The 12,636-nt window shown below is 73.6% G+C and carries 11 protein-coding genes; 2 read left to right on the top strand and 9 right to left on the bottom strand.

Features of this window, described 5'->3' with window-relative positions; all coding sequences use genetic code 11:
• Positions 1 to 150 precede the first annotated feature (150 nt).
• Positions 151 to 1,125 (top strand): pirin family protein, encoded by a 975-nt coding sequence (locus tag E2C05_RS22380; protein ID WP_133221866.1) that lies wholly within the window; start codon positions 151 to 153, stop codon positions 1,123 to 1,125.
• Positions 1,126 to 1,835: 710 nt separating this feature from the next.
• On the opposite strand, the gene mazG is transcribed toward E2C05_RS22380, so the two are convergent.
• Positions 1,836 to 2,645: a nucleoside triphosphate pyrophosphohydrolase gene (gene mazG, locus E2C05_RS22375; protein WP_133221865.1), complete on the bottom strand. Its 810-nt coding sequence runs from the start codon at positions 2,643 to 2,645 to the stop codon at positions 1,836 to 1,838.
• Between the two features lie 609 nt (positions 2,646 to 3,254).
• On the opposite strand from mazG, the gene E2C05_RS22370 reads away from it, so the two are divergent.
• The gene (locus E2C05_RS22370; protein WP_133221864.1) at positions 3,255 to 5,255 is read left to right on the top strand and encodes a multicopper oxidase family protein; all 2,001 of its coding nucleotides are present in this window, start codon (positions 3,255 to 3,257) and stop codon (positions 5,253 to 5,255) included.
• Between the two features lie 619 nt (positions 5,256 to 5,874).
• Here E2C05_RS22370 and E2C05_RS22365 read toward each other — a convergent pair.
• From E2C05_RS22365 to E2C05_RS22335, 8 genes are all read right to left on the bottom strand, one after another.
• Entirely contained in the window at positions 5,875 to 6,666 is a 792-nt protein-coding gene (locus E2C05_RS22365; RefSeq protein ID WP_133221867.1) for an MBL fold metallo-hydrolase, read from the bottom strand.
• A 5-nt stretch (positions 6,667 to 6,671) separates the two neighbouring features.
• Complete coding sequence (locus tag E2C05_RS22360) at positions 6,672 to 7,448, bottom strand: TatD family hydrolase (protein WP_133221863.1); 777 nt, start codon at positions 7,446 to 7,448, stop codon at positions 6,672 to 6,674.
• Positions 7,449 to 7,451: 3 nt separating this feature from the next.
• A complete protein-coding gene (gene metG, locus E2C05_RS22355) occupies positions 7,452 to 8,978 on the bottom strand; it encodes a methionine--tRNA ligase (protein WP_133221862.1) in 1,527 nt (508 codons plus the stop codon).
• A 204-nt stretch (positions 8,979 to 9,182) separates the two neighbouring features.
• Positions 9,183 to 10,199, bottom strand: a complete 1,017-nt coding sequence (locus E2C05_RS22350; protein ID WP_133221861.1) for a DNA polymerase III subunit delta' — start codon at positions 10,197 to 10,199, stop codon at positions 9,183 to 9,185.
• A gap of 228 nt (positions 10,200 to 10,427) precedes the next feature.
• The gene (locus E2C05_RS33260; protein WP_158292300.1) at positions 10,428 to 10,568 is read right to left on the bottom strand and encodes a hypothetical protein; all 141 of its coding nucleotides are present in this window, start codon (positions 10,566 to 10,568) and stop codon (positions 10,428 to 10,430) included.
• A gap of 22 nt (positions 10,569 to 10,590) precedes the next feature.
• Positions 10,591 to 10,815, bottom strand: coding sequence for a hypothetical protein (locus tag E2C05_RS22345; RefSeq protein ID WP_133221860.1), 225 nt, complete (start codon positions 10,813 to 10,815; stop codon positions 10,591 to 10,593).
• The gene (tmk, locus tag E2C05_RS22340) at positions 10,812 to 11,444 is read right to left on the bottom strand and encodes a dTMP kinase (RefSeq protein ID WP_133221859.1); all 633 of its coding nucleotides are present in this window, start codon (positions 11,442 to 11,444) and stop codon (positions 10,812 to 10,814) included. Before tmk ends, E2C05_RS22345 begins: the two co-directional genes overlap by 4 nt.
• Positions 11,445 to 11,515: 71 nt before the next feature.
• Positions 11,516 to 12,636: D-alanyl-D-alanine carboxypeptidase family protein (locus tag E2C05_RS22335; protein WP_133221858.1), on the bottom strand; the 1,121-nt coding region annotated here is incomplete at its 5' end.

Genomic DNA, 12,636 nt, shown 5'->3' with positions numbered 1-12,636 from the left:
ACCGGGGTTGCGGGGGGCTGGCGGCCCAGGCCGGCACCGGCTCGCCGGCCGCGGCGCGCGCGGGGTGGCCATGCCGGGCGCGCCGCGCCCACCGCCCTGACAGCACCCGCCCCGGCGCCCAATATCAGGGCCACCCCAAGGAGGCGCCGCATGAGCTGGCAACCCGCCGCCGAGCCCGACTGCACCGACATCCCGAAGGACGTCTCCCTCGTCATCGTGCCGCGGGCGCATGACATCGGCGGCTTCGAGGTCCGCCGCGCCCTGCCGGCGAAGGAGCGGATGCTGGTCGGACCCTTCATCTTCTTCGACCAGATGGGCCCGGGCGAGTTCCTGGCCGGCAGCGGCCTGGATGTCCGGCCGCACCCGCATATCGGCCTCTCGACCGTCACCTACCTGTTCGAGGGCGCGATCCAGCACCGCGACAGCCTGGGTTCCGACCTGGCGATCCGCCCGGGCGACGTGAACTGGATGACGGCGGGGCGGGGCATCACTCATTCCGAGCGGTCCTCGGCCGAGGACCGGCAGGTGACGCGCAGCCTCTCGGGCATCCAGTCCTGGGTGGCGCTGCCGAAATCCGCCGAGGAGACGGCGCCCGCCTTCGCCCATCACCCGGCGGCGACCCTGCCGGTGGGCGAGGAGGCCGGGCTGCACCTGCGCCTCATCGCCGGGGAGGCCTGGGGGATGCGGGCGCCGGTCGCCACCGCATCGCCGCTCTTCTACGCCGATGCGGTGCTGGCCGCGGGCGCCCGGCTGCCGCTGCCCGACCGGCATGAGGAACGGGCGGCCTATGTGCTGGAGGGCGAGGTGACGGTGGGCGGCGACACCCATGGCGCCGGCCGCATGCTGGTCTTCCGCGCCGGCGACGGCCTGGCGCTGGCGGCGGGCCCGCGCGGCGCCCGGCTGCTGCTGCTGGGCGGCGCGGCCATGGACGGCCCGCGCTACGTGTTCTGGAATTTCGTCAGCTCCTCGCGCGAGCGGATCGAGCAGGCCAAGGCGGACTGGCAGGCGCAGCGCTTCGCCAAGGTGCCGGGGGACGCGCAGGAATTCATCCCGCTGCCCGAGCGGGTGCAGATCCGCGCCGGCACCGGCGCCCCGGCCGCTACGGGCAACGCCCCGGAGGCCTGACGCCGGGCGGCCCCGCTGCCGCCATTCGCTGCCGCCTGCCAAGGGGGCCGGACCGCAAGGTCCGGCCCCTTTCTGCTGCCTGGGGATGCGCCGGGGACTGCCCGGACGCCGCGCCGCATGGCCGCGCGCGGCGCCGCAGGCCGCGCCGCGCCGGATGGCGCTGCGTCATGCGACGGGTGGGCGTGCACCCACCGCGTCCGGGATCGCCCGGCATGGTGCGTCTGCATTGCCAGCGACATGGGCCGCACAGCCATGTTCCCGAAAAGTTCTCTGCTCCTGGCCCGGCGCGGCACATCGCAATTCTTGCAAAAGCTTTTCAAATACTTGTAAGATATTTTCATGCGGTGTGCTGGCTTGGCCGAGGTCGAGTGAAACGGTTTACAGCCCCAGGCAGCCGCCCTGCGGCGCCGGGTTTAGGGCCATCAAGAATGCTGATGGGGTGTGGGCCGGGGCCTGTCCGTCGCCGAGTCGCGCCGGCGCCAGGCACGACCCGAGGGCGGATCGCGTCGCGGCGCGGCTTGCGCGGCGCGCGGACTCGCCCTGCGGGTCATGGCGGTGAGCGGGAGGCCGCGCGGCGCGGGCGCGCGTGGATCAGCGGTGCGCAAGGGTCCGGGCGCTGCGAGGACCCCGCGGATCGCTGGCACCCGGGCGCCGGGCCGCGTCCCCCGGGGCGCGGCCCGGCCATGCGGCGCGGCGCCGGGCGCGGTCGGTCAGGCGGCGCCGCGTTCCGTCGCCTTCACCGCCTGCCACTCGGCCTCCATGGCCTCCAGCCCGGCATCGGCCGGGCTCAGGCCCTGCCGGGCAAGGCGTTGCTCAACGGCGTTGAAGCGCCGCTCGAACTTGGCATTGGCGCCGCGCAGGCAATCCTCCGGGTCCAGGTCCAGCTTGCGGGCCAGATTGGCCAGCACGAAGAACAGGTCGCCCACCTCGTCCTTGAGGCGGGCCGGGTCGGCGCCGGGCAGCTCGGCCCGCAGCTCCGCCGCCTCCTCCTCCAGCTTGTCCAGCACCGCCGCGGCATCCGGCCAGTCGAAGCCCACCCGCGCGGCGCGGCGGGTGAGCTTGGCGGCGCGGGTGAGGGCGGGGAGGCCGGCGGGCAGCCCCGCCAGGGTGCCGGTCTCGGCCCGGGCGGCCCGTTCCTGCGCCTTCTGGGCCTCCCAGGCGCTGGTCTGCTGCTCGGCGGAGCGGGCCGTCGCATCGCCGAAGACATGCGGATGCCGGGAGACCATTTTCCTGTGAATAGTTTCCGCAACATCGGCGAAGGAAAATGCTCCTTCCTCCTCGGCCATGCGGGCGTGGTAGACCACCTGGAAGAGCAGGTCGCCGAGCTCGTCCTGCAGCGCCGGCCGGTCGTCCCGGCCAACGGCGTCGGCGACCTCGTAGGCCTCCTCGATCGTGTAGGGGGCGATGGTCGTGAAGTCCTGCACCTGGTCCCAGGGGCAGCCGCCCGCCGGGTCGCGCAGCCGGGCCATGGTGGCGAGCAGCCGCAGCAGCGCGGCGGCGGGGTCGGGGGAAGGGGGCATCGCCAGGTCTCTCCGGCAGGGCGGGGCGACCGGCCGCCGGCCATCCGGGGACTCGGTCACGGGCCGGCCTGCATAGCAGGTGGCGGGCCGCGCGGTGACCCGCGCCGGTCGCCGCGGCGGCGGGCGAGTTGCGGCCGGCCGTCCCGCCTGCATCGGCCGGGCGGCGGGAGGCCCGACCGGCCTGCCCGCCAGGGCGCGTCTCGCCCGCATCCGGGGCGGCCGAGGGGGCAGGCGTCGCCGGCCGGCCTGCCGGGGCGGTGACCGCCGGCGTTGGCGAGGCGGGGACTGGCCCGATGCAGGATCGCCCCGGCCTAGGCCCGCAAGCCGACGGCCCCCGGCGACTCGGCCGCCGGCCCTTCCTTGGCGCGATCGATGTGGGGCGCGCCTGCCATGGGGTGCGGGCGCGCCGGGCTTGCCCCGGCTCCGGCGGGCCTGCCGGCCTCGCTGCCGCCGGCTGCGCCAGGGCAGGGGGCGCAACCGGAAGGTGGCGTTCTTGTAACCCGGGGTTGCCGGGGGCCCGGCCTAGGCTTTCCGCGCAAGGGGGCGAGGCACGCTCCCGCGGGAGGGATCGCCATGCCGCTGCCACGCCATGCCCCCAGGCGGCCGGGGATGCCGCGCCGCCACGGCCCGGCGCGGCGCGGCGCCCTGGGCCTTGCCCTGCTGCTTAGCCTGCTGGCCGGCCCGGCGCTGGCGCAGGAGAGGGCCTTCCAGCCCCCGGCCGATGCCACCATCCAGCGGGACAGCCGCGAGGCGCGGCGCCTCTCGGCCCCCGGCCTGCGCGGGCCGGTCGGCACGGCGCCGCGGCAGGCCAGCCTCGACCTGGCCATCCGCGAGGTCGCCGGCCGGATCTGGAACCCTAATACCGGCCGGCACGACCGGGTGCGGCTGCGCGGCTATGTCGATGCCGGCCTGCCGCGCGGCGCCCGGGTGCTGGCGGACCGCATCGTCGCGCCGACCATCCGGGTAACGCCGGGCGACACCGTGCGGATGACGTTGCGCAACGAATTGCCGGCCGAGCCGGATTGCCCGGTGGGCGGCGGGCATGACGGGCCGGGCTGCTTCAACAGCACCAACATGCACAGCCATGGGCTCTGGGTCTCGCCGACCGGCAATTCCGACAATGTCCTGCTGGACCTGCGGCCGGGCAGCGTCTTCCAGTACGAGTACAACATCCCCGCCGACCACCCGGCCGGGACCTTCTGGTACCACCCGCACCGGCATGGCTCGACCGCGCTGCAGGTGGCCAGCGGCATGGCCGGGGCGCTGGTGATCGAGGGCAGCCGCAAGCCCGGCGCCCGGGCGGACGAGCCCGGCGACATCGACGTGCTGACCCGCGGCATGCCGGAGAAGCTGCTGCTCTTCGGCCAGATCCCCTATGGCTGCTTCAGGGACGGGCTGGTGCAGACCGTGGCCGACGGGGCCGACAAGGGGCAGTTCACCTGCGCCGAGGGCGAGACCGGCCTGGTCCAGAGCTTCTTCCAGCAGCTCGGCTTCGGCACCATGCCCTTCCCGGGCTGGGGCGGCACCGGCCGCTTCACGACGGTGAACGGGGAGGTGCAGCCGGTCTTCACCATGACCGCCGGCCGGGTGGAGCGCTGGCGGCTGCTGCATGCCGGCACGGCGGCGCAGATCGGGGTCAGCCTGCGGCCGGTGGCGCCGGGCCGCGCCGTGCCGCCCGGCGGCGTGCCGGCCGCCCAGGCGGAGGCCTTCGTCGCCTCCGCCTGCGGCGCCGCCCGGCTGCCGCTGTTCGAGATCCAGACCGACGGGCTGACCCGCGCGGCGGTGCGGGAGACGGCGGTGGACTGGCTGCAATCCGGCTACCGCAGCGACCTGCTGGTGGCGGCGCCGGAGCCGGGCCTCTACTGCCTGGTGGACGAGCCAGACCCGGCGACCACCACCACGCGCACGCTGCAGCCGCAGGCGCTGCTCGGCATCGTCCGGGTGCTGCCGGCGCCGCAGCGGGTGACGCTGGCGCCCGCCGCCCTGGTGCGGGATGCGCTGGTGCGGGCCGCGCAGGCCCGGCTGACCGGCCCGGCGCGCGACCGGGTGCTGGCCGAGCTGCAGGACAGGGCAGGGATCCGGCTCGCCTCCTTCACCTGGCACCGGCCGATCCTGGCCTCGGAGCTGACCGGCCGGCAGACGCTGGAATTCCAGGTGAACGACCTCGACCCGCAGCCGCCGGGCGGCCCGCCGCCGCAGCCGACCGCGGCCTATCTGGTGGACAATGCCGCCTACGATCCAGCCGTGGTGAACCGCCAACTGCCGCTCGGCGGGGTCGAGGAATGGACGCTGACGGCGAACCAATTCCCACACGCCTTCCACATCCATGTGAATCCGTTCCAGGTCGTGTCCGCGACCACGGCGGATGGGAAGGACGCCTTCGCCGTCGACCCGCTCTATGCCGGGATGAAGGATGCCTGGAAGGACACGCTGCTGGTGAACCAGGGCTACACGGTGGTGATCCGCACCCGCTACCAGCGCTACATCGGGGAGTTCGTGCTGCACTGCCATGTCCTGGACCATGAGGACCAGGGGATGATGCAGAACGTGGTGGTGACGCCGCCGGGCGTGGCGGCGCGGCGGGTGGCGGCGGAGGCGCATCGCCACTGACGCCGGTTGCGGGCGGGGCCGCAGTGACGCCGGTCGCGGCCGGCACGGCACGCGACCAGGTCAGGCCGGGTCACGAGCGGCAGCGACGAGGAGCGCGGCGGCAGGGCCGCCGGCTGGCCGATCTGCGGCGCCGGGATGGGGCGGCCGACGCCACGAAGGCCATGCCCGGCGCGGACGGCGGCGAAGGCAGGGACAGGCTCGGGACCCATCGCGGCGCGCCGTGCCGTGGCCCGGCATGCCGGTGCCGAGGCTGGCCGAGGCGTGGCGCGGGCGCATCACCGTGGTAACCTGGACACGTCGCGACATCCAGCGTCAGTGGACCGGCGGCGGCCGATCGGGCTAGCTAGGTGGCGGGGGCCTGTGGGGGGCCAGCAGACAGGTGAGGGCATACGGACGGGCGGTCGGGGCCGCACGGACATCCAGGCCTTATCCCCAGACCATATAAGCCGCATAAGGTTTATTATGGAAAACTTTGGCCTGGGGACAACCCGGTGGGCAGACGCGCCCGGGCATCCCCGGGATCCCCAGCGCCATCCGCGCGCATGACCGGATGCCGGGCCCGGATGCCGGGCATGGCTTGATGTGCCGCTACGGCCGGTGCGGCCACCTTGCCGCCGGGTCAGGCCACCGGCACCTCGAGCACCAGGCCGTCATGCGCCGGCTCCACCCCCGGCGGCAGCGACCGGCACAGCGCCCGGTAGTCCATCGCCGGGCCCATATGGGTCAGCACCGTCCGCCGCGGCCGCAGCGCCGCCACCCAGTCCAGCACCTTCTCCAGATGCGCATGCACGCTGTGCGGCTTGTGCTGGAAGCAGCCGACCACCCAGGTATCGAGGCCCTGGAGCGCCGCCAGGCTCTCCTCCGGCAGGTTCACCACATCGGTCGAGTAGCCGAAGCCACCGATCCGCAGGCCGAGCGTGTCCATGACGCCATGGTCCTGGCGGAAGACCTCCACCGCCATGCCGGCAATCTCGAAACGTTCTCCCCAGCCGATCCGCCGCGGGTCCAGCGAGGGACGGAAGAAGAACTCGGTCGGCGGCAGGAAGGCGTAGTCGAAGCGGTCGTCCAGCTTCTGCAGCGTGGTCCGGGTGGCATAGGCGGGCAGTTGCCGGCCCACCAGCCGGTTCACCTGCCGCAGGTCGTCGATGCCCAGGATGTGGTCGGCATGCGCATGGGTGAACAGCACGGCGTCCAGCCGCGCCGCGCCCACCGCCAGCAATTGCTGCCGCAGGTCCGGCCCGGCATCCACCAGCAGCCGCTCGCCGGTCGGCGCCTCGATGAGGCAGGAGGTCCGGGTGCGGCGGTTGCGCGGCTCGGCCGGGTCGCAATCGCCCCATTCGCCGCCCTCCCCGGCGCCGCCCAGCAGCGGCACCCCGCCGGACCCGCCGCAGCCCAGGATGGTGACGCGCAGCAGGCTCACGCGGCCTTCTGGAACAGGCGGAAGAAGTTCGCGGTGGTCAGCGCCTCGATCTCGGCGATGGTCGCGCCGCGGGTCTCGGCCAGGACCTTCGCGGTGTGCGCGACATAGGCCGGCTCGCAGCGCTTCCCGCGCAGCGGCACGGGGGCGAGATAGGGGCTGTCGGTCTCGACCAGGATGCGCTCGGCCGGCAATTCGGCCGCCACCGCCCGGATCTCCGGCGATTTCGGGAAGGTCAGGATGCCGGAGAAGGAGACATAGCCCCCCATCGCCACCGCCTGCCGCGCCAGGTCGGCGCCGGAGGAGAAGCAGTGCAGCAGGAAGCCGAAGGGGCCGCCCGCGGCGGTTTCCTCCCGCAGGATCGCCAGGATGTCGTCATCGGCCTGCCGGGCATGGATGACCAGCGGCAGCCCGGTGATCCGGGCGGCGCGGATATGCCGGCGGAACCCTTCCTGCTGCGCCTCGCGCGGGGCCTTGTCGTAGAAATAGTCGAGCCCGGCCTCGCCGATGCCGATGATCCGGGGATGGTCGGCCAGCGCGACGAGGTCATCGACCGAGGGCGCCCCCGCCTCCTCCCCGGCATTGTGCGGGTGGACGCCGACGGTCCCCCAGACATCCTCGAAGCGCTCGGCCAGCGCCTTCACCGCGGCGGCCTGCTGGACGCGGGTGCCGATGGTGACGAGGCGGCCGATGCCGGCGGCACGGGCGCGCTGGACGATCTCCCCGACCTCCTCGTCGGAGAAGTGGTCGAGATGGCAATGGCTATCGATCAGCATGAGTCAGGCGGCGGCCTCGATCTTCCGGAACAGCGGCGCCGGCGGCGGGAGGCGCGCGCCGGCGGGCAGCGGCGTGGCGAGGTCGGCGAGCCCCCTCGCCTCCTGCGGCACGCCGAGCTGGTCGAGCATCGCCGCCATGGTGCCGGGCATGAAGGGTTGCAGGACGGTGGCGAAGACGCGCAGCGCCGTGTGCAGGTTGCGCAGCACCACTGTCATGCGGGCGGGGTCGGTCTTCTTCAGCGCCCAGGGCTGCTGGACCGTGATGTAGCCATTCGCCCCGCGCGCCTGCGCCATGATGGCTTCCAGCGCCAGGTGGAACTCCTGCGCCTCGAGATGCGCCGCGACCGTCGCCGGCAGCCTCTCCAGCCCCTGCAACAGCTCGGCATCCGCCTCCGCAGCCTCGGCCAGCGCCGGCAGCGCACCGTCGCAATTCCGCTGGATCAGCGACAGCGTCCGGTTCGCCAGGTTGCCGAGCGTATCCGCCAGCTCCCCGTTCACCCGTCCGATCAGCGCGGCGCGGGAGAAATCGCCGTCATTGCCGAAGGGCACCTCCCGCAGCAGGAAGTAGCGCAGCGGGTCGAGCCCGTACTCCTCGATCAGCGCCAGCGGGTCGATGGCATTGCCGAGCGACTTCGACATCTTCTGCCCCTCGATCGTCCACCAGCCATGCGCGAAGACGCGCCTCGGCGGGGCGATCCCGGCCGCCTGCAGGAAGGCCGGCCAGTAGATGGCGTGGAAGCGGACGATGTCCTTGCCGACGAAATGCACGTCGGCCGGCCAGAATTTCCAGCGTCCCGCCCCCGTGTCCGGATAGCCGGCGGCGGTGATGTAGTTGGTCAGCGCATCCAGCCAGACATACATCACATGCGCCGGGTCGCCCGGCACCGGGATGCCCCAGGTGAAGCTGGTGCGGCTGATGGACAGGTCCTGCAGCCCGGACTCGACGAAGCGGATGACCTCGTTCCGGCGCGACGCCGGGGCGATGAAGCGCTCCTCGTCCCGGTAGAAGTCCAGCAGCCAGCCCTGCCATTTCGACAGGCGGAAGAAGTAGGACGGCTCCTTCACCCAGGCGACCGGCGCGCCGCTCGGCGCATATTTCACCCCGTCGCGCTCGGTCAGCTCGTCGGGGCCGTAGAAGGCCTCGTCGCGGACGGCGTACCAGCCCTCATAGGCGCCGAGATAGATCTCGTCGCGGCGGACCAGCTCCTCCCACAGCGCCTGGCAGGCGCGGACATGCCGCGGCTCCGTCGTGCGGATGAAGTCGTCGTTGGAGAAGCCCATGCGCTCGGCCAGCACGCGGAAGCTCCGGCTCACCTGGTCGGTGAACGCCTGCGGCGCCATGCCGGCATCCAGCGCCGCCTTCTCCACCTTCTGGCCATGCTCGTCCGTGCCGGTGAGGAAGAAGACCTCGTGCCCCTCCAGCCGCTTCCAGCGCGCCAGCACATCCGTGGCGAGGGAGGTGTAGGCGTGGCCGATATGCGGCTTGTCGTTCACGTAGTAGATGGGCGTCGTGTAGTAGAAGCGTGCCATCCGGCTGCCCTTCGATCCGCCCGCTGCCGGGCCACCCATCGCGGCCTGCGTCCAGGGTCGAACGCCGCGCCGCCGCAGGGCCTTGTGTATGGAGCGGATGCACGCACCGGGCCGTTGCCGGCCCGCCGCGATCCGCTCCCGCATGTCCCCCGCGCTTTACGACGGGCGGGCCGGGAATTCCACCACCCGCTGCGGCGCCGGCCGTCAGCGCTGCGCCAGCAGGCCGAGGCCGGTCAGCACCGTCTGCCGGCGGTCGAGGTTGAGCTTCTCCGCCGCCTCGGCCAGCCGCCCCAGCCGGTCCCAGAGCAGGGACCAGTCCGCCAGCGACCGTCCGGCGAGCCAGGGGGCCGCCCCCCCTCGCCCGGCCTGCCGCAGCCCGGCTGCCAGCGCGCGGCGCAGCAGGGCGAAGAAGACGGCCAGCGCCTGGGCGTCCCGGCGGCCGGCGACGCCATCGGCGATGACATGCACCCGGCGCGGATCCAGCCGCGGCAGCTCGGCGAAGACCTGCTCGACCAGCCGCTGCAGCGCCAGCCCGTCGCCCTCGGCGAGCGCCAGCGCGGTCCCCGGGCAGCCATCGGCGATGGCGGCGATGCCGAGCCGCTCCGGCCCCGGATGGTCCGGCAGCCAGCGGGCCAGCAGCCCCTCCATCGCCGGGATCGGCAGCGGCGCCAGGTCCAGCCGCCGGCAGCGGCTGCGGATGGTGGGCAGCAGCCGGTCCGGCGCCGCCGTCACGATCACCTGCACGGTGCGCGGCGGCGGCTCCTCCAGCGTCTTGAGCAGGATGTTCTGCACCACCTCGCGCTCCGACTGCTCGAGGTTCTCCACCAACACGCCGCGCCAGCCGCCCTCGGCCGCGGTCATGGCCATGAAGCGCAGCGCGGCGCGGGCATCGTCGGCCCGCAGCACCTGCTTCACCCCGCGCTCCCCGGCATTGGGGGCGAGGGTGAACAGGTCGGCATGCGCGGCGGCGGCGACGCGGCGGAAGGCGGGGTGGGTCTCAGGCACCTCCAGCGGCGGCCGCCCGGCGACCGGCGGCGGCAGCCCGGCCAGCAGCCAGCGGGCGAAGCGGTAGGCGAGGGTCGCCTTGCCCACCCCGGGCGGCCCGGCGAGCAGCCAGGCATGGTGCAGCCGGCCGGACCGGGCGGCTTCCTCCAGCGTGCGGGCGGGGTCGTCATGCCCGACCAGGTCGGGATTGGCGCGGGGCTCGGGCGGCAGGGTCACGCCGGCAGACTAGAGCGGATCGCGGGAGGGCGTGAACGCCCGGACGGGTGAATCCGCTCTGCAATCAACAGGCTATAGCGGCTTGCGCGTTCAGAAGAGCGCGCAAGCCGCTATAGAGCGGGTCGCGCCATGCCGGGAGCGGCCCGGCGCGCGGCCCCGCGATCGGCTAGCAGCGGCGGCGCATGGCGGATGCGCGCCAGGGCAGGCCGGCGCGGAACCGCGGCCCGGTCAGCCCTTGGCCGGGGGTGCCCCGGCGGCCCGCCGCACCCGGGCGCGGCGCTCCTCCAGCAGCACATAGCCCCAGACCAGGCCGACCAGCGGCAGCCCGATGGCGAGGGATGCGATGAGGAGGTCGGTGTTCAGGCTCACGCCAGGCTCCCAGGGGCGGGCCTCAGGGATCGAGGCTCCGCAGCAGGCGCCGGGCCGCGAGGTGCAGCGCCAGCGCGACGGTGCCCCAGATGTAGGCAGTCGCCAGCACATCCACCAGCGAAATCCGCCCCGGCAGCAGGCTCAGCCCCGCCAGCGGCAGGATGACGCCGGCATTCAGCGTCGCCGTCGAGGCGCGGTCGATGGCATTGGCGGTCAGCTTGATCCGCTCGACCTCGGTCGGCGTCATGCGCCGAGGCGGGTGCGCACCAGCCCCAGGATTGCCGCCGCGACCCCCTCGGGCGCCGCCGTCGCGTCCAGCACCGCGCAGCGCTCCGGCTCCGCCGCGGCGATCGCCCGGAAGCCGGCCCGGACCCGTTCGTGGAAGGCCGGATCCAGCGCCTCGTAGCGGTTGGTCTCGCCGCGCGCCGCGGCGCGGGCCAGCCCCTGCTCGGGGCCGATGTCGAGGACCAGGGTCAGGTCCGGCCGCAGCCCCTCCAGCGCCACCGCGGCCAGCGCGTCGAAGACCGCGCGTGGCACGCCCTGGCCGAAGACCTGGTAGGCCATGGTGCTGTCGGCGAAGCGGTCGCAGACCACCCAGGTGCCGGCCGCCAGGGCCGGGCGGATGGTGCTGACGACATGGTCCCGGCGCGCGGCGAAATGCAGCATGCATTCGGCGACGCCGTCCCAGGGCCCCTGGTTCAGCAGCACGCCGCGGATCGCCTCCGCCCCCGGCGCGCCGCCCGGCTCGCGGGTACGCAGCACGCGATGCCCGGCCTCGGCCAGCGCCGCTTCCAGCCGCCGCGCCTGGGTGGACTTTCCCGCCCCCTCCCCGCCTTCCAGCGTGATGAAGCGGCCGCGCGGCGGCCCGGCGGTCATGCGCCCGCCCCGCGGCCGGGCCCGCGGCGCCCCCTTGCCGTGGCGACCGGCCCGGCGGTGCCCGCTGCCACCTAGCTTCCCGCGAACCAGGAGCCGATGACCGCCGGGATGCGCGGGATCAGCCCCAGCCGCTCCACATCCGCGCCGGCCAGCAGCGGCAGCTGCAGGTTCGGCACGCCCTGGCCGCTGACCAGCAGCTTGCCCAGTTCCTGCCCCTTCAGCACCGGCGCCTGCACCGGCGCCTCGTATTGCAGCCGCGCCTGCAGCCGGTTCCGCCAGCTGCGCGGCAGGGTCACGATCATGTCCTTGCCGCCGACCAGCGGCACGGTCCGGCGGGTGCCGAGATGCACCGGCACCTCCTCCACCACATCCGCCGCCTTGAACAGCACCACGTTCTCGAACTCGCGGAAGCCCCATTCCAGCAGCCGCTCGCTCTCCTCGGCGCGGGCGCGCATGGTGGGCAGGCCGTTGAACACCATGATCAGCCGGCGGTCGCCGCGCTTCGCGCTGGCGGTCAGGCCATAGCCCGCTTCCTCGGTATGGCCGGTCTTGAGGCCATCGGCGCCCGGCACCCGGGCCAGGGTGGGGTTGCGGTTCTCCTGGCTGATGTTGTTCCAGGTGAAGCTGCGCTCGTTGTAGATGCGGTAGTATTCCGGGAAGTCGGTGATGATCCGCTTGGCCAGCCGGGCCAGGTCGCGGCAGGTCATCCGGTGCTCCGGGTCCGGCCAGCCGGTCGAGTTGCGGAAATTGCTGTCGGTCAGCCCGATCCGCCGCGCCTCCTGCGTCAGCAGCTCGGCAAATTGCTGCTCGCTGCCGCTGATCGCCTCGGCGAAGACGATGCAGGCATCATTGCCGGACTGCACGATGACGCCGCGCATCAGCGCATCCACCGGCACCTGGTTGCCGATCTGGACGAACATCTTGGACCCGCCCATGCGCCAGGCGCGCTCGCTGACCGGCAGCTGCTGGTCCGGCTGCAGGCGGCCCTTCTTCAGCATGTCGAAGACGACGTACATCGTCATGAGCTTCGACATGGAGGAGGGCGGCATCCGCTCCTCCGCATTCTTCTCCAGCAGCACCGCGTCGGTGTCGAAATCCACCACCAGCGCCTGCCGCGCGATGGTCTCGAACGGGCCGAGCGGCGTACTGGCCGGCGTGCCCGGCGGCGGCGCCGGAGCGCGGCCGGCGCCGG

This window comes from Paracraurococcus ruber (assembly GCF_004353985.1).
GTDB classification, from domain to species: domain Bacteria; phylum Pseudomonadota; class Alphaproteobacteria; order Acetobacterales; family Acetobacteraceae; genus Paracraurococcus; species Paracraurococcus ruber.
Note: the sequence above shows the minus strand (reverse complement) of the source record. Positions and strands in the feature narration are given on the sequence as shown.

Coding starts and splice junctions, on each gene's coding strand:
- E2C05_RS22380 (WP_133221866.1), top strand. CDS start 151: ATGAGCTGGCAACCCGCCGCCGAGCCCGACTGCACCGACATCCCGAAG.
- mazG (WP_133221865.1), bottom strand. CDS start 2,645: ATGCCCCCTTCCCCCGACCCCGCCGCCGCGCTGCTGCGGCTGCTCGCC.
- E2C05_RS22370 (WP_133221864.1), top strand. CDS start 3,255: ATGCCGCGCCGCCACGGCCCGGCGCGGCGCGGCGCCCTGGGCCTTGCC.
- E2C05_RS22360 (WP_133221863.1), bottom strand. CDS start 7,448: ATGCTGATCGATAGCCATTGCCATCTCGACCACTTCTCCGACGAGGAG.
- metG (WP_133221862.1), bottom strand. CDS start 8,978: ATGGCACGCTTCTACTACACGACGCCCATCTACTACGTGAACGACAAG.
- E2C05_RS22345 (WP_133221860.1), bottom strand. CDS start 10,815: ATGACGCCGACCGAGGTCGAGCGGATCAAGCTGACCGCCAATGCCATC.
- tmk (WP_133221859.1), bottom strand. CDS start 11,444: ATGACCGCCGGGCCGCCGCGCGGCCGCTTCATCACGCTGGAAGGCGGG.